The 16,420-nt window shown below is 72.1% G+C and carries 14 protein-coding genes; 7 read left to right on the top strand and 7 right to left on the bottom strand.

The genetic code is table 11. The features are described 5' to 3' along the window. Positions 1 to 44: 44 nt before the first annotated feature. Positions 45 to 1,166, top strand: coding sequence for a 5-methyltetrahydropteroyltriglutamate--homocysteine S-methyltransferase (locus ASG49_RS02025; RefSeq protein WP_056536433.1), 1,122 nt, complete (start codon positions 45 to 47; stop codon positions 1,164 to 1,166). A 174-nt stretch (positions 1,167 to 1,340) separates the two neighbouring features. On the opposite strand, the gene ASG49_RS02020 is transcribed toward ASG49_RS02025, so the two are convergent. From ASG49_RS02020 to rplM, 4 genes are all read right to left on the bottom strand, one after another. After that, positions 1,341 to 1,772: an organic hydroperoxide resistance protein gene (locus ASG49_RS02020; RefSeq protein ID WP_056536431.1), complete on the bottom strand. Its 432-nt coding sequence runs from the start codon at positions 1,770 to 1,772 to the stop codon at positions 1,341 to 1,343. 158 nt (positions 1,773 to 1,930) lie between these two features. Beyond that, positions 1,931 to 3,277, bottom strand: coding sequence for a phosphoglucosamine mutase (glmM, locus tag ASG49_RS02015; RefSeq protein ID WP_056536429.1), 1,347 nt, complete (start codon positions 3,275 to 3,277; stop codon positions 1,931 to 1,933). 120 nt (positions 3,278 to 3,397) lie between these two features. Beyond that, positions 3,398 to 3,901: a 30S ribosomal protein S9 gene (gene rpsI / locus ASG49_RS02010; RefSeq protein ID WP_056536427.1), complete on the bottom strand. Its 504-nt coding sequence runs from the start codon at positions 3,899 to 3,901 to the stop codon at positions 3,398 to 3,400. 33 nt (positions 3,902 to 3,934) lie between these two features. Further along, positions 3,935 to 4,378 carry a 50S ribosomal protein L13 gene (rplM, locus tag ASG49_RS02005; RefSeq protein WP_056536424.1) on the bottom strand — a complete coding sequence of 148 codons (444 nt, stop codon included), beginning with the start codon at positions 4,376 to 4,378 and terminating at the stop codon, positions 3,935 to 3,937. Between the two features lie 375 nt (positions 4,379 to 4,753). On the opposite strand from rplM, the gene ASG49_RS02000 reads away from it, so the two are divergent. After that, positions 4,754 to 6,085 (top strand): citrate synthase, encoded by a 1,332-nt coding sequence (locus tag ASG49_RS02000; protein WP_056536421.1) that lies wholly within the window; start codon positions 4,754 to 4,756, stop codon positions 6,083 to 6,085. A gap of 66 nt (positions 6,086 to 6,151) precedes the next feature. Here ASG49_RS02000 and ASG49_RS01995 read toward each other — a convergent pair whose 3' ends face one another. Continuing rightward, positions 6,152 to 7,753, bottom strand: a complete 1,602-nt coding sequence (locus ASG49_RS01995; protein ID WP_056536418.1) for a long-chain-fatty-acid--CoA ligase — start codon at positions 7,751 to 7,753, stop codon at positions 6,152 to 6,154. A 102-nt stretch (positions 7,754 to 7,855) separates the two neighbouring features. Here ASG49_RS01995 and ASG49_RS01990 point away from each other — a divergent pair, with 102 nt between their 5' ends. After that, entirely contained in the window at positions 7,856 to 8,527 is a 672-nt protein-coding gene (locus ASG49_RS01990) for a DUF2993 domain-containing protein (protein WP_056536415.1), read from the top strand. On the opposite strand, the gene ASG49_RS01985 is transcribed toward ASG49_RS01990, so the two are convergent. Further along, the gene (locus tag ASG49_RS01985; protein ID WP_056536412.1) at positions 8,511 to 9,419 is read right to left on the bottom strand and encodes a DMT family transporter; all 909 of its coding nucleotides are present in this window, start codon (positions 9,417 to 9,419) and stop codon (positions 8,511 to 8,513) included. The two genes, ASG49_RS01990 and ASG49_RS01985, sit on opposite strands and share 17 nt — an antisense overlap. A gap of 32 nt (positions 9,420 to 9,451) precedes the next feature. Beyond that, positions 9,452 to 11,143, bottom strand: coding sequence for an ABC-F family ATP-binding cassette domain-containing protein (locus tag ASG49_RS01980; RefSeq protein ID WP_056536409.1), 1,692 nt, complete (start codon positions 11,141 to 11,143; stop codon positions 9,452 to 9,454). Between the two features lie 409 nt (positions 11,144 to 11,552). Here ASG49_RS01980 and ASG49_RS01975 point away from each other — a divergent pair, with 409 nt between their 5' ends. The 4 genes from ASG49_RS01975 to ASG49_RS01960 all read left to right on the top strand — a co-directional run bounded on the left by ASG49_RS01975 (position 11,553) and on the right by ASG49_RS01960 (position 16,417). Then, complete coding sequence (locus tag ASG49_RS01975) at positions 11,553 to 12,305, top strand: SDR family oxidoreductase (protein WP_056536406.1); 753 nt, start codon at positions 11,553 to 11,555, stop codon at positions 12,303 to 12,305. Between the two features lie 43 nt (positions 12,306 to 12,348). Then, on the top strand, positions 12,349 to 13,500 hold the full coding sequence (locus ASG49_RS01970) for an acyl-CoA dehydrogenase family protein (RefSeq protein ID WP_056539564.1): 1,152 nt from the start codon (positions 12,349 to 12,351) through the stop codon (positions 13,498 to 13,500). A 71-nt stretch (positions 13,501 to 13,571) separates the two neighbouring features. Next, entirely contained in the window at positions 13,572 to 15,068 is a 1,497-nt protein-coding gene (locus ASG49_RS01965; protein ID WP_056536404.1) for a long-chain fatty acid--CoA ligase, read from the top strand. Positions 15,069 to 15,154: 86 nt separating this feature from the next. Beyond that, positions 15,155 to 16,417 (top strand): Nramp family divalent metal transporter, encoded by a 1,263-nt coding sequence (locus ASG49_RS01960; RefSeq protein WP_056539561.1) that lies wholly within the window; start codon positions 15,155 to 15,157, stop codon positions 16,415 to 16,417. Positions 16,418 to 16,420 lie beyond the last annotated feature (3 nt).

The following is a 16,420-nucleotide window of genomic DNA, read 5'->3' as shown; positions in this document are numbered from 1 at the left end:
GCCCGGGGCTAGGTTGACGACACCCTCACCCTCGGGAGCCCCGCATGCCCGCACGCACCACCCCGCCCTTCCGCGCCGACCACGTCGGCAGCCTGCTGCGCCCGCCGGCCCTGCTCGAGGCCCGCGCCGCGCACGCCGACGGCCGCCTCGACGACGCCGGGCTGCGCGCTGCCGAGGACGAGGCCGTCGCCGACGTCGTGCGCCTCCAGGCCGACGCGGGCCTGCAGACCGTCACCGACGGCGAGTTCCGCCGCACGTCGTGGCACATGGACTTCATCTACGCCATCGAGGGCGTCCGCCGCACCGAGGAGCAGCTCGAGGTGCGGATGCGCAACGCCTCGGAGGACCGCTCGTTCACCTCGGCGGGGCTGCTGGTCGACGCGCCCGTGCGGATCGGGGAGCCGATCTTCGCCGACGCGTTCGCCCACCTGCGGTCGGTGGCGCCGCCACAGATGACGCCCAAGCTGACGATCCCCTCGCCGAGCATGGTCCACTACCGCGGCGGCACGGCCGCGATCGACCCGGACGTGTACGCCGACGAGGACGCCTTCTTCGACGACCTCGCCGCGGCCTACTCCCAGCAGGTGCGGATGATCGCCGAGCAGGGCTGCACCTACCTCCAGCTCGACGACACCAGCCTGGCCTACCTCAACGACCCCGCGCAGCGCGAGGCCGTGACGGCCAAGGGCGGCGACGCCGACCACCAGCACGAGCGCTACATCCGCACCATCAACCAGGCGCTGGCCGGCCGTCCGGAGGGCCTGGCCGTGACCACCCACCTGTGCCGCGGCAACTACCGCTCGTCCTGGGCGGCGTCCGGCAGCTACGACTTCGTCGCCGAGGCGCTCTTCGGCGGCCTCGACGTCGACGGCTTCTTCCTGGAGTACGACGACGAGCGCTCCGGCGGCTTCGAGCCGCTGCGCTTCGTGCCGCCGGGCAAGCAGGTCGTGCTCGGCCTGGTCACCACCAAGTCGCCGGTGCTGGAGAGCAAGGACGACCTCAAGCGCCGCATCGACGAGGCCGCCGAGCACGTGCCGCTCGAGCAGCTCAGCATCTCGCCCCAGTGCGGCTTCTCCTCCACCGTGGAGGGCAACGACCTCACCCAGGACGACGAGGTCGCCAAGCTGCGCCTGGTCGTCGAGGTCGCTCAGGAGGTCTGGGGCTAGCCGCCGACCGGGCAGTCGTGGCACGCCCAGGAGCGCCGACCGGGCAGTTGTGGCACGTCCAGGAACGCCGACCGGGCAGTCGTGCGCAGCGTGGAGACGCCGACCGGGCAGTTGTGGCACGCACGAGGGCCCCGGACGGGCGCCGTCCGGGGCCCTCGACGTGGTGCGTGAGGCTCAGGCGCCCTTGCCGGTGACGGTCACGGGCACGTTGCCGCGGGTCGCCTTGGAGTAGGGGCACACCTGGTGTGCGGCCTCGACGAGCTCCTGGGCTGTGGCGTCGTCGACGCCGGGGATGGTGGCGACGATGTCGGCGGTGATGGCGTAGGAGTCGCCCTCGGGGCCGAACCCGACGGCGATGTCGAGGGTCGAGCCCGAGGCGTCCACCCCGTGGCTCTTGGCGACCATGCCGAGCGCGCCCTGGAAGCAGGCGCCGTACCCGACGGCGAACAGCTGCTCGGGGTTGGTCCCCGTGCCCGGTCCACCGGTCTCCTTGGGGGCGGTCAGCGACAGGTCCAGCACCCCGTCCTCGGACGTCGCGCGGCCCTGGCGGCCACCGGTCACGGTGGCGCGGGCGGTGTAGACGATCTTCTCGGGTGTGTTGGTCATGCCTGGCCCAACCGGCGGAGCCGTCCCCTTTGTTCCTCCCGGTCGCCTGGCCCGTCGTACGGCGTCCTCACCCTGGAAACTGCCTCTCTGCACACCACGCATCGTGTGCAGAGAGGCGGATCGGGTTCATCACCTGGGAAACCGGACGGCCCCGGCGGCTACAGGGAGAGCTGGTCGCGCACCACGCCCGCGAGGCGGTCGCTGACCGACCGGGCCTGCTCGGCGGTGGGGGCCTCGACCATGACACGGACCAGGGGCTCGGTGCCGGAGGGGCGGAGCAGCACCCGGCCCTCGTCGCCCAGCTCGGCCTCGGCGTCGGCGACCGCGGCCGCCAGCACGAAGTCCTCGTCGGCGCGGGCCTTGTCGACGCCCGGCACGTTGACCAGCACCTGCGGCAGGCGGGTCATCACCGCGGCGAGCTCGTGGAGCTCCTGGCCGGTGGCGACCATCCGGTCGAGCACGTGCAGCGCGGTCAGCAGCCCGTCGCCGGTGGTGGCGTGCTGGCTCATGATGACGTGGCCGGACTGCTCGCCGCCGAGGGTGAAGCCGAGGACCTTCATCGCCTCCAGGACGTAGCGGTCGCCGACCTTGGTCTGGCGCACCCCGATCCCGGCGGCCTTCATCGCCTGCACGAAGCCGAGGTTGCTCATCACGGTCGCGACCACGGTGTCGTCGTGGAGCCGACCGGCCTCGCGCATCGACAGCGCCAGGACGGCCAGGATCTGGTCGCCGTCCACGACCTCGCCGCGACGGTCGACGGCCAGGCAGCGGTCGGCGTCGCCGTCGAGCGCGAAGCCGACGTCGGCGCCGTGCTCGAGGACGGCCGCCTGCAGCACCTCGAGGTGGGTGGAGCCGCAGCCCTCGTTGATGTTGGTGCCGTCGGGCTCGGCGCAGATCGCGACGACCTCGGCCCCGGCGTCGCGCAGCGCCCGGGGACCGGCCGCGGAGGCGGCGCCGTGCGCGCAGTCCAGGACGACCCTGAGCCCGGCGAGGGGGTGCTCGATGGTGCCGACCAGGTGGGCGGCGTACTGCTCGACCGCGGTGTCGTGGGTGCGGACGCGCCCGACCGCGGCGCCGGTGGGCCGGTCCCAGGGCTCGCGCAGCCGCTTCTCGATGGCCGCCTCGATGGCGTCGTCGAGCTTGACCCCGCCGCGGGCGAGGAACTTGATGCCGTTGTCGGGCATCGCGTTGTGCGAGGCCGACAGCATCACGCCGAGGTCGGCGCCGAGCTCGGCGGTCAGCCACGCGACGCCGGGCGTGGGCAGCTCACCGAGCAGCAGCACGTCGACGCCGGCGGAGGCCAGCCCGGCGACCACGGCCGCCTCGAGGAACTGCCCCGAGACGCGGGTGTCGCGGCCCACCACGGCCGTCGGCCGGTGCCCGGCGAAGGTGCCGCGCTCGGCGAGGATGTGGGCGGCGGAGACGGAGAGGTCCAGGGCCAGCTCAGCGGTGAGGTCACCGTTGGCCAGGCCGCGGACCCCGTCGGTGCCGAACAGGCGTGCCATGGGTGACCCTCCGGGGTTGACGGTGCGTACGACGCGGCGATCCGCGGTCGCGACCGTACAACGACGACGGCCGCCCTGCAGCCCAAGGGCTGCGGGACGGCCGACGTGCAGGTGCTGAGGTCAGCGCTTGCTGAACTGGGGCGCCTTGCGGGCCTTCTTCAGACCGGCCTTCTTGCGCTCGATGACGCGGGCGTCGCGGGTCAGCAGACCGGCCTTCTTCAGGTCCGGACGGTTGGCCTCCTCGTCGATCGCGTTGAGGCAGCGGGCCACGCCGAGGCGCAGTGCGCCAGCCTGGCCGGTGATGCCACCGCCGTGGATGCGGGCGATGACGTCGAAGCGACCCTCCAGCTGGGTGGTGGCGAACGGCTCGTTCACGACCTGCTGGTGGAGCTTGTTGGGGAAGTAGTTGTCCAGCTCGCGACCGTTGACGGTCCACTTGCCGGTGCCGGGGACGATCCGCACGCGGGCGACCGCCTCCTTGCGACGGCCGGTGGCCGCTGCGGGGGCGATGGTCGCCGGACGGGCGGGGGCGTCGGCGCTGGGAGCGCTCTCGGAGGAGTACGCGACACCCTGCTCGTTGACCTCGTAGGTCTCCTCGCCGGTCTCGTTGTTCGTGTCAGCCACGGTGTTCCTTACGTCAGTCTGGGTCGGGGAGAGTTACTGGGAGATCTGGGTGATCTCGAAGGGCTTGGCCTGCTGGGCCGTGTGGGGGTGCTCGGGGCCGGAGTAGACCTTCAGCTTCTTGAGCATCTGACGACCGAGGCGGTTCTTGGGGAGCATGCCCCAGACGGCCTTCTCCACGGCCTTGCGGGCGTCCTTCTCCAGCAACTCACCCAGGGGGGTGGCCGACAGACCACCCGGGAAGCCCGAGTGGTGGTAGGACATCTTCTTCGTGGGCTTGGTCCCCGACAGGGACAGCTTCTCCGCGTTGACGACGATGACGAAGTCACCCATGTCCATGTGCGGGGCGAAGGTGGGCTTGTGCTTGCCGCGGAGCAGGTTCGCGACCTGCACGGCGAGGCGGCCCATCCGGACGTCGGTGGCGTCGATGACGTGCCACTCGCGCTGGACGTCGCCGGGCTTGGGGCTGTACGTGCGCACGTTGTTGCCTTACTTGCTCGTTCGTGACCGCCCGGGCTGATTCCCGGACCGGTGGGTGGTGCAGCGGCTTCTGACGAACTCTGCCCGGGACGTGGACCACCGCTGGTAGACCAGCCTTCCCGGGACTGCACCAGGTCGACGACGAGGGTCGACCGGGCGCGGCAGGAGACGCGACCTGCAAAGATACCGGCCGCGTGCGCGGGGCGTCAAAACGCCTCCCCACTGGTGGGGGTCACCGACCACGCACTAGGTTGAAGCCGATGGAACCGGGCGTACCAGCCCGCCTCGTCTGCGACGGCAACCCCGTCCTCACCGTCTCGACCGCACCACCCCACGCCGGGGCGACCGCCCCGCCCTCGAGCGCAAGGAGTCGACGTGACCGACACCGGTGACAACACCCTCACCGTCCGCGACAACCGGACCGGCAAGGAGTACCAGATCCAGATCAGCGACGGCGCCATCAAGGCCGCCGAGCTGGGTCAGATCAAGATCGACGAGGACAGCCCCGGCCTGTCGACCTACGACCCCGGGTTCACCAACACCGCCTCGTGCCGCAGCTCGGTCACCTACATCGACGGCGAGAAAGGGATCCTGGAGTACCGCGGCTACCCCATCGAGCAGCTGGCCGAGAAGTCCAGCTTCCTCGAGGTCGCCTACCTACTCATCCACGGCGCGCTGCCCACCAAGGAGCAGTACGACACCTGGGTGCACGAGATCACCCACCACACGTTCCTTCACGAGAACGTCAAGACGTTCATGCAGGGCTTCCGCTACGACGCGCACCCGATGGGCATGCTGATGGCGTCGGTCGGCGCGCTGTCGACGTTCTACCCCGAGTCCAACAACATCACCGACGCCGACAACCGCCACATGCAGATCGTGCGGATGATCGCCAAGATGCCGACGCTCGGCGCCTGGGCCTTCCGGCACGCGCAGGGCAAGCCCTACGTCTACCCCGACAACGAGCTCTCCTACACCGAGAACTTCCTCGCGATGCTGTTCAAGATGAGCGAGCAGAAGTACGTCGCCGACGAGCGGCTGGTCAAGGCGCTCGACGTGCTGTTCATCCTGCACGCCGACCACGAGCAGAACTGCTCGACCAACGCGGTCCGCTCCGTCGGCTCCTCGCAGGTCGACCCCTACTCCTCGGTCGCCGCCGGCATCGGTGCGCTCTACGGCCCGCTGCACGGCGGTGCCAACGAGGCGGTGCTGCGGATGCTGCGGCGCATCGGCAGCAAGGAGAACATCCCCGCCTTCATCGAGGGCGTGAAGAACGGCAACGAGAAGCTGATGGGCTTCGGCCACCGGGTCTACAAGAACTACGACCCGCGCGCCAAGATCATCAAGAAGGCCTGCGACGACGTCTTCGAGGTCACCGGGGTCAACCCGCTGCTCGAGATCGCCCAGGAGCTGGAGAAGATCGCGCTCGAGGACGAGTACTTCGTCAAGCGCAAGCTCTACCCCAACGTCGACTTCTACTCCGGCCTGATCTACGAGGCCTTCCAGTTCCCGCCGGAGATGTTCACGGTGCTGTTCGCGATCGGCCGCACCCCCGGCTGGCTCGCGCAGTGGCTGGAGCTGGTCCAGGACAAGGACCAGAAGATCGCCCGTCCCAAGCAGATCTACACCGGCGACCGCACCCTCGACTTCGTGCCGAGCTCGGAGCGGTGGGCCGGCGACGCCGGGATCACGCCCGGCATCAGCTGAGCCCCACGTCGTACGCCGAGGGCCGGTCCACCTGCGGGTGGGCCGGCCCTCGTCGCGTCGTACGGCTCAGACCTGGCGCTCCTGCCCCTCCCAGTACGGCGCCCGCAGGCTGCGCTTGAGGATCTTGCCCGTGGGGTTGCGCGGCAGCGCCTCGAGCACGTCGACGGACTTGGGCGCCTTATAGGAGGCGAGGTGCTCCTTGCAGAACGCGATCAGCTCATCCTCGCTCGCCGAGGAGCCGGGCTTGAGCGAGACCACGGCCTTGACCGACTCGCCCCAGCGGTCGTCGGGCACGCCGATGATGGCGACCTCGGCGACGGCCGGGTGCTCGGCGAGCACCCGCTCGATCTCGGGGCTGTAGATGTTCTCCCCGCCCGAGATGATCATGTCCTTGAGCCGGTCCTCGACGTAGACGTAGCCGTCGGCGTCGACCTTGCCCATGTCGCCGGTGCGGAACCAGCCGTCCTCGGTGATCACCTCGGCGGTCGCCTCGGGCTGGTTGAGGTAGCCCTTCATCACCTGCGGGCTGCGGAACCACAGCTCGCCGTGCTCCCCGACCGCGACGTCCTCCAGCGTGCCGGGGTCGACCACGCGGACCTCGGCGCCGGGCAGCACCTGCCCCGCGCTGACCAGCCGCTCGGGATGCTCGGGGTCGCGGTGCTCGGGCGGCATCAGGTGGGTGATGACGCCGCACAGCTCGGTCAGGCCGTAGACCTGGATGAAGTCGGTGTCGGGCCACGCCTCGATCGCGGCGCGCAGGAGCGGCAGCGGCATCGGGGCGGCGCCGTAGCAGTAGGTCTTGAGCTGGCCGAACAGCTTCACCGCGTCGGGCCCGGACTGCAGCACCTGGGCGAGCACGGCCGGCACCAGGAAGGTGCGGTTGGCGCCCTGCATGATCGCGCCGGCCAGCGAGGCGCCGTCGGGGTCGCGCGTCATCACGCTGGGGACGCCGTCGTGGATGCTGAACAGGACGTACGACGAGCCGCCGACGTGGAACAGCGGCATCGAGACCATGTTCTTGTCGCCGGGGTCGAAGCCCCAGCCGTCGTGGGCGGCCAGCGTGTGGGCGATCATGTTGGCCTGGGTGAGCATCACGCCCTTGGGTCGGCCGGTCGTGCCCGAGGAGTACATCACCAGGCACACGTCGTCGGCCGTCACCTCGGGGTCGCGGCCGACCGGCTCCGACCGCGCGAGCAGCGCCTCGTACTGGTCGCCCTCGCCGCCGTCCGGGGTCAGCTCGACCACCTCCTCGACGTGGACGAGCTTGTCGCGGATGCGGGAGATCACGGGCAGCAGCTCGCTGCCGACGAGGAGCACCTTCGCGCCGGAGTCGTTGACCGCGTAGTCGATCTCGTCGCCCGCGAGCCGGAAGTTGATGATCGCGTTGGCCGCGCCGAGCGAGGCCGCGGCCATGGTCAGCTCGACGCACGCCGGGTGGTTCTTGTCCAGGAAGGACACCACGTCGCCGCGCCCCACCCCGAGCGACCGCAGGGCACCGGCGAGGCGGCGTACGCGCTCGTCCCACTGGGCCCACGTCCAGGTGCGGCCGAGGTAGGTGAACGCCTCCGCGTCCGGCGTCGTGGTCGCCCAGTGGGTCAGCCGGTCGTCGAGGAGCACGGGGTCGGGCAGCGCCTCGGGGCTGGCGGGCGCGGTCTCGGTGGCGGTCATCGGGGGGTTCTCCTCGGGCTCGGGTGGGGTGAGGGTGACACACCTCACACGAGCGGACAACGCCCACGGTTCCCGCCGGGCGCGCCTGCCAGGCTGTGGCGGGTGCGCACCCTGCTCTGGACCCTCGTCGTGCTGGCCCTGCTCGCGGTCGGCGCGGACCGCGGCGCCGACTGGTGGGCCGAGCGCGAGGCGGCCACCCGGCTCGCGGCCGCCCAGGACCTCGGCGCGACGCCCGACGTCGACATCGCCGGGTTCCCGTTCCTCACCCAGGCGCTGGCGCGCGAGTTCGGCGAGGTGAGCGCGACCGGGGACGACGTCGTGGTGCGCAGCGCCGACGGCGAGCTGCGCCTGGCCCGGCTGCGGGTCACCTTCACCGACGTCACCACCGACCGCGACCTGTCCCGGTTCGCCGCCCAACGGGGGCGGGCGGTGGCGACGATCTCCTACGCCGAGCTCGGCCGGCTGACGGGCCTCGACGTGACCTACGTCGGAGAGGGCCGCGTCCGGGGCAGCCGCGAGGTCACCGTGGCCGGGCAGCGCTTCGACCCGGGCGTGACGGTGCGGCCGCGGCTGACCGAGGGCGCGGTGCGGTTCGTCGACGCCGCCGCCGAGGGCTCGCTGCCGCCCGCCGTGACAGCGGTGGTGCAGGCGGCGTTCGACGTCGACCTGCCGGTCGGCGCACTGCCGTACGACGTGCGCCCGGAGTCGCTCTCGGCCACCGCGTCGGGCCTGCGGCTGGTGCTGGTGGGCCGCGACCTCAGCTTCGCGGGCTGAGCTCGGCCTCCGCGACCGCCGCCGGCGTGCGCCGCGCCCCCAGCCCCAGCACGATCACCGAGGCGGCCACCACGAGCAGCAGGCCGAGGACCTGCAGCCCGTCGAGGCGCTGGCCCAGCACCAGCAGGCCCGCGAGCGCGGCGACCGCCGGCTCGAGCGAGAGCAGGATGCCGAACACCGGCGCCGCCAGCCGACGCAGCGCGAGCAGCTCGAGGGAGTAGGGCAGCAGCGAGGACAGCACCGCCAGCCCCAGCCCCATCAGCAGGTGCCGCGGCGTCCACTCCCCCAGGCTCGGCAGGCCGGCGGGCACCACCACCACCAGCGAGACCAGCAGCGCGATGGCGAGACCGTCGAGCCGGGGGAAGGCGGCGCCGGTGCGGCTGCTCAGCAGGATGTACGCCGCCCAGAACACGCCCGCCGTCGAGGCCAGCAGCAGGCCGACGAGGCTGAGCTCGGCGTACGGCACCGTGAGCGCCTCGGAGGTCAGCAGCACCCCGGCGGCGGCCGCCCCGACGGCGACGAGGTCGAGCGGGCGTCGCGACAGCACCGTGGTGAGGAGCAGCGGGCCCATGAACTCCACCGTCACCGCCACCCCGAGCGGCAGGTGCGCCAGCGAGCCGTAGAAGCTCCAGTTCATCAGCCCGAGCGCGACGCCGAACGCCACCACGGTCGCCCAGTCGCGGCGCGCGTGCCCGCGCAGCCGGGGTCGCACGAGCGCGACCAGGATCAGCGCCGAGATCCCGATGCGCAGCAGCACCGACCCGCCGGCTCCGATCTCGGGCACCAGCGTCGCGGCGAGCGCGCCGCCGAACTGCACCGAGACGACGCCGCCGAGCACCAGCAGCGGAGCGGGTACGACGACGCGCGCCCCCCGAGCTGCTCCGTCGACCACCCGAGGAGCCTAGGTGGCGTCCTCACGGCTCCTCAGCGGGCCCGGCTGACCCGCCCCTCGTCCCAGACCGGGCCGTCGGACTCGTAGACCGCGCCGTCCGCGCCGTAGACCAGGAACCGGTCGAAGCCGCGGGCGAACCAACGGTCGTGGGTGACCGCCAGGACGGTGCCCTCGAACCGTGCCAGCCCCTCCTCGAGCGCCTCGGCCGACTCGACGTCGAGGTTGTCGGTCGGCTCGTCGAGCAGCAGCAGCGTGGCCCCGGACAGCTCGAGCAGCAGGATCTGGAACCGCGCCTGCTGGCCGCCGGACAGCGAGTCGAAGGTCTGGTCGGCGGCGTGGGCGAGCTCGTAGCGGTCCAGCGCCCGCGAGGCGGGCTCGCGCGGCATGCCCGGCCGACCCACGCCGTGGGGCCCGGTCTCGCCGCGGTGCAGCACGTCGACCAGGGTGCGGCCGACCAGCTCGGGGTGGGCGTGGGTCTGCACGAACCAGCCGGGCCGCACCCGAGCGCCCAGCCGCGCCCGTCCGGTGTGGCGGACCGGGTCGGGCGGGGCGTCACCGACCGGCCGGTGCTCGACGTCGGGGTCCGACCCACCGGCGGCCAGCAGCCGCAGGAAGTGCGACTTGCCGGAGCCGTTGGAGCCGAGCACGGCCACCCGCTCGCCGTACCAGACCTCGAGGTCGAAGGGCCGCATCAGCCCGGTCAGCTCCAGCTGCTCGCACACCACTGCGCGCTTGCCGGTGCGTCCGCCCGTCAGCCGCATCGAGACCTGCTGCTCGCGCGGCTGGCCGCTGGGCGGGCCCGCCTCCTCGAACTTGCGGAGCCGCGTCTGGGCGGCCTTGTACTGCGAGGCCAGCCCGTCGTTGAACTCCGCCTTGACCCGGTAGCGCAGCACCAGCGCCACCAGCTTGGCGTGCTCCTCGTCCCAGCGCCGCTTCAGCTCCTCGAAGCGCGCGAACCGGTCGCTGCGCGCCTGGTGGTACGACGCGAAGTCGCCCGGGTGCGTCCACACCGTGTTGCCCGCGGCCCCCAGCTCGACGGTGACCACCCGCGTCGCGGTGTTGGCCAGCAGCTCGCGGTCGTGGCTGATGAACAGGATCGTCTTGGGCGACTCCCGGATGCGTCGCTCCAGCCACACCTTGCCGGGCACGTCGAGGAAGTTGTCGGGCTCGTCGAGCAGCAGCACCTGGTCGGGCCCGGCGAGGAGGTACTCCAGCACCAGTCGCTTCTGCTCGCCGCCGCTCAGCGTGGCGAGGTCGCGGTACTTCACCTTCTCGAAGCCCACCCCCAGCGCGGCGGTGCAGCAGCTGTCCCACACCACCTCGATGTCGTAGCCGCCCGCGTCGGCGAACTCCGAGAGCGCCTGCGCGTACGCCATCTGGGTCTTCTCGTCGTCGGCCTCCATCAGCCGCAGCTCGAGCCGGTCCACGTCGGCGGCCGCCTCGCGCACCCGCGGCGGCGCCACCGACAGCAGCAGCTCGGCGACCGTCTCGGCGTCGCGGCCCACCATCTGCCGCATCACGCCCAGTCCGCCGCTGCGCGTCACCGCGCCCGCGTGCGGCACCAGCTCGCCGGTGACGATCCGCAGCAGCGTCGTCTTGCCGGCCCCGTTGGCGCCCACCAGCGCGACCTTGGCCCCCTCGCCCACCCGGAACGACACCTCGTCGAGCAGCACCCGCCCGTCCGGCAGCTCGTAGCGCACCCCGGCGACCTCGACATGACCCACGCCCCGGATTCTCCCCGTCCGCCCGCCGGGGTGTCACCCGGGTTTCCCCCGGGCCCACCCCGGCTGGTCGAGGAAGGACGAAGTCCTGTCACGAGACCCCGCGGCCCGACGACGGAGGATCGCGGCCACCCGGTGACCGAAAGACTCCGCGGGGTCGTACGCCGTGGACCGACCCGCCCGACCCCGGCTGGTCGAGGAAGGACGAAGTCCTGTCACGAGACCCACCGGCCCGACCCCGACGTGCACCGGGCGTGGCCTCGTGACGGTCGCAGAGCGACCTCCTCGACCACCCGCCGTATCCGACCCGCCCGACCCGCCGGACCCGCCCGAGCGCCCCTCGCCGGTCGAGCCCGTCGAGCCCGTCGAGACCCGTCTGGCAGAGTGCCGGGACCCGACCCGAGGAGCGCGCATGCGTGGACTGACCGGCAAGACCGCCGTCGTGACCGGAGCGAGCCGCGGGATCGGGCTGGGGGTGGCCCGACGCCTGGTGGAGGAGGGCGCGCGGGTGGTGGTCACCGCCCGCAAGGACGACGCGCTCCAGGCCGCGGTGGCCGAGCTCGGCGGGCCGGACCACGCGCTCGGGATCGCCGGGGCGGCCGACGACGAGGCGCACCGCGAGGAGGTCGTGGCGGCGGCCGTCTCGACGTACGGCAGCCTCGACCTGCTGGTCAACAACACCGGCATCAACCCGGTCTACGGGCCCCTGATGGGCCTCGACCTCGCCGCCGCCCGCAAGATCACCGAGGTCAACGTGGTCGCCGCGCTGGGCTGGGTGCAGGCCGCCCACCGCGCCTGGCTCGGCGAGCACGGCGGCGCGGTGGTCAACGTCGCCTCGGTGGCCGGGCTGCGACCCGCCCCCGGCATCGACCTGTACGGCGCGAGCAAGGCCATGCTCGTGCGGCTCACCGAGTCGCTGGCCGTCGAGCTCGGCCCGACCGTGCGCGTCAACGCGGTCGCCCCCGCGGTGGTCAAGACCCGGTTCGCCACCGCGCTCTACGAGGGTCGCGAGGAGGAGGTGGCCGCGGCGTACCCCCTGAAGCGGCTGGGGACGCCCGAGGACGTCGCCGCCACCGTGGCCTTCCTGCTCAGCGAGGAGTCGTCGTGGACGACCGGGCAGACGGTCGTGCTCGACGGCGGCGTGACGCTCACCGGCGGCGTCTGAGGTCCACGGACAGGCCGCGGGGGCCGGTCGTAGTGTGGCCGGCATGGACCTCAGCCTCACCGACGAGCAGAGCAGCTTCCGCGAGATCGCCCGCGAGTTCCTCGACAAGGAGGCGGTCCCCCACCGCGTCGAGTGGGACCGCCGCGAGGCCGTCGACCTCGCGATCGTGCCCAAGATGGCCGAGCTCGGGTTCTTCGGCCTCACCATCCCCGAGGAGTACGGCGGGGTCGGCGGCGACTACGTCACCTACGCGATCGGCATGGAGGAGCTCGGTCGGGCCGACTCCGCGCTGCGCGGCATCGTCTCGGTCTCCAGCGGCCTGGTCGGCAAGTCGATCCTCTACTTCGGCACCGAGGAGCAGAAGCAGGAGTACCTCCCGCGCCTCGCCACCGCCCAGATCCTCGGCTGCTTCGGCCTGACCGAGCCCGACATCGGCTCCGACGCGGGCAACCTGACCTCCAAGGCCCGTCGCGACGGCGACGACTGGGTGATCAGCGGCCAGAAGCTGTTCATCACCAACGGCACCTGGGCCGACATCGCGCTGGTCTTCGCGCGCACCGGCGGCGAGGGCCCGCGCGGCATCTCCGCCTTCATCGTGCCCACCGACAGCGAGGGCTTCGAGGCCCGTGAGATCAAGGGCAAGCTCGGACTGCGCGGCCAGGCCACCGCCGAGCTGTTCCTCACCGACGTCCGGGTGCCCGCCTCGGCGATGCTCGGCGAGGAGGGCCAGGGCTTCAAGATCGCCATGTCCTCGCTCGACAAGGGCCGCATCGCGGTCGCCGCCGGCTGCGTCGGCATCGTGCAGGGCTGCCTGGAGACGGCCGTCGACTACGCGAAGAGCCGCACCCAGTTCGGCCGGCCGATCGGCAGCTTCCAGCTGGTGCAGGACATGATCGCCGACATCTCGCTCGACGCCGACGCCGCGCGGCTGCTGGTGTGGCGCGCGGCCGACCTGTGCGACCGCGGCGAGAAGTTCGGCACCGCCGCGTCCAAGGCCAAGCTCTACGCCTCCGAGGCCGCCGTCCGCGCCGCCAACCACGCCATCCAGGTCTACGGCGGGTCGGGCTACATCGACGAGTACCCCGCCGCGAAGTACCTCCGCGACGCCCGCGTGATGACCCTCTACGAAGGCACCAGCCAGATCCAGAAGCTGCTGATCGGCCGCGCCGAGACCGGCATCAACGCGTTCACCTGAGGGGTCTCGACGAGCTCGACCGCCGGGCTCCGATGCACCGGCTCGCCCGACGACCACCTCCCAGGAGACCCATGACCGTCCTGTCGCTGGCCAGCATCCTCGCCGAGTCCGCCCGTCGGACCCCCGACCGCGTCGCGGTCGTCGAGGGAGAGGCCCGGGTGACCTACGCCGCGCTCTGGCGCGACGCGCTCGTCCGCGCGGCCGCGCTGCAGCAGCGGGGCCTGGGGGCAGGAGCCCGGGTCGCGATCCTGGCGCCCAACGTCACCGACTTCGTGCGCACCTACTACGGCGTGGTCGCCGCGGGAGGCGTCGTGGTGCCGATCCCTACGCTGCTCGGGCCCGAGGAGGCGACCTACCTGGTGCAGGCCTCGGGCGCCGAGCTGCTGCTCCACCACACGTCGTACGCCGAGGTCGCGGCCGCCGTCTCGGAGCAGACCGGCGTCGCCGCGCTCGACCTCGTCGACCTGCCCGGTGACGCCGAGCCGCTGCCCGCCCACGCCACCCGCGAGGCCGACGACCCGGCGGTGATCTTCTACACCAGCGGCACGACCGGCCGACCCAAGGGAGCCGTGCTGACCCACCTCAACCTGGTGCTCAACGCGACCACCAACGCCTTCGACGCCAACCCGATCCGGCGCGACGACGTGGTGCTCGGTTGCCTGCCGCTGTTCCACACCTTCGGCCAGTCGGTCTCGATGAACTCCACCTTCCGCGTCGGCGCCACGCTGGTGCTGCAGCCCCGCTTCGAGCCGGCCGGGGCGCTGGAGCTGATGCGCGAGCACGCCACCACGCTGTTCTTCGGCGTCCCGACGATGTACATCCAGCTGCTCACGGCCGCCCGCTCGGCGGAGCGGCTGCCGCAGCTGCGCGAGTGCGTCTCCGGGGGCGCGTCGCTGCCGGTGGCGGTGCTCGAGGAGTTCGAGAAGACCTTCGCCACCACCGTCTTCGAGGGCTACGGCCTGTCGGAGACCTCGCCGACCGCCTCGGTCAACCAGCCCTGGTACGGCACCCGCGCCGGCACCGTGGGCCACCCGATCTGGGGCGTCGACGTCGAGATCGCCGACGAGCACGTCCTCGACGAGGTCCGGCTGCTCCCCCGCGGCGAGCTCGGCGAGATCGTGATCCGCGGGCACAACGTGTTCGCGGGCTACCTCGACGACCCCGACGCCACCGCGGCCGCGATCGTCGACGGCTGGTTCCGCAGCGGCGACATCGGCCGGCGCGACGACGACGGCTTCATCTGGATCGTCGACCGCACCAAGGACCTCATCATCCGCGGCGGGTTCAACGTCTACCCGCGCGAGGTCGAGGAGGTGCTGATGCGCCACGAGGGCATCGCCCAGGTCGCCGTCATCGGGCTCGCCGACGACCAGCAGGGCGAGGAGGTCTGCGCCGTCGTGGTGCCCGCGCCCGACGCGGTGATCGAGGCCGCCGACCTCGTCGCGTGGTCCCGCGAGCGCCTCGCCGGGCACAAGTACCCCCGCGTCGTGCACGTGGTGGACGAGCTGCCGGTGGGGCCGACCCACAAGGTGCTCAAGCGCGAGCTGCGCACCCGCTTCTCCGGCTGATCCCGGCCTGGTCCCGGCCTGGTAGCGGCCTGGTCGCGGCCCGCGCGGGGTGCGCACCGTCCCCGGGTCGTGATGGGGTGGAGCGCATGTCTCAGCAGACTCGGGCCGACCAGACCGACTCCCCACCCCGCTGGAGGCTCATCGGGCCCGGCCTCGTGGTGGCCGCCACGGGGGTCGGTGCCGCCGACCTGGTGGCCACGCTCGTGGCCGGCAGCGAGTACGGCTACGCCCTGCTCTGGTGCGCCGTCCTGGGCTGCCTGATGAAGATCGTGCTGGTGGAGGGCGCCGGCCGCTGGAGCCTGGCGACCGGCAGGACGATCTACGAGGGCTGGTCGAGCCTCGGCGCCTGGACGTCGTGGTACTTCGGCCCCTACATCGTGGTCTGGGGCTTCGTCTACGGCGCCGCGGCCATGGCCGGCACCGGCCTCCCGCTGCACTCGCTCTTCCCGGTCCTGTCGGTCACGGCCTGGGGCATCGTCTCCGGGCTCCTCGGCCTGGCCCTGGTCTGGGCGGGACGCTACGGGGTGTTCGAGAAGGTGCTCGGCGCCCTCGTGCTGCTGATGTTCGTCACCATGGTCGGCGCCGCCGCGGTCACGCTGCCCAACCTCGGCGAGGTCGTCACCGGGCTGGTGCCGCTGGTCCCGGACGGCGGCCTGGTCTACGTGCTCAGCCTCGCCGGTGGCGTCGGCGGCACGATCACGCTGGCGGCCTACGGCTACTGGCTGCGGGAGAAGGGCTGGATCACCCCGCGCCACATGCGGGTGATGCGCATCGACAACACCGTGGCGTACGCCGTGACCGGGCTCTTCGTGATCGCCACGCTCGTCGTCGGCGCGGAGCTGCTCTACTCCGCCGGCATCGCCGTGAGCACCGGTGACCAGGGCCTGCTCGACCTCTCCGAGGTGCTGGCCGACCGCTACGGTCGCGTCGCCGGCACCGTGTTCCTGGTCGGCTTCTGGGCCGCCGCGATGTCCTCGCTCGTGGGCGTGTGGAACGGCGTGAGCCTGATGTTCGCCGACTTCGTGGGCCACGTCCGGGGGCTCGACGCCGACGACCCGGCCCGCCGTGCCGGCGGCACGTGGTACCGCGCCTACATCCTCTGGCTGACCTTCCCGCCGATGATCATGCTGTTCCTCGGCAAGCCGGTCTGGCTGATCCTGGCGTACGGCGTGCTGGGGGCGTTCTTCATGCCGTTCCTCGCCGTCACCCTGCTGTGGCTGCTCAACAGCGACCGGACGCCGAAGGAGTGGCGCAACAAGCTGCACTCCAACGCCGCGATGGTGCTGTGCGCGCTGGCGTTCCTGGCGCTGTGCGTCAACGAGGTCCGCAAGGCGGTCGCCGGGGCCTGAGTC

It is taken from the genome of Marmoricola sp. Leaf446 (assembly GCF_001424755.1).
Taxonomy (GTDB): Bacteria; Actinomycetota; Actinomycetes; order Propionibacteriales; family Nocardioidaceae; genus Marmoricola.
This window is presented reverse-complemented; position numbering and strand designations above follow the sequence as displayed.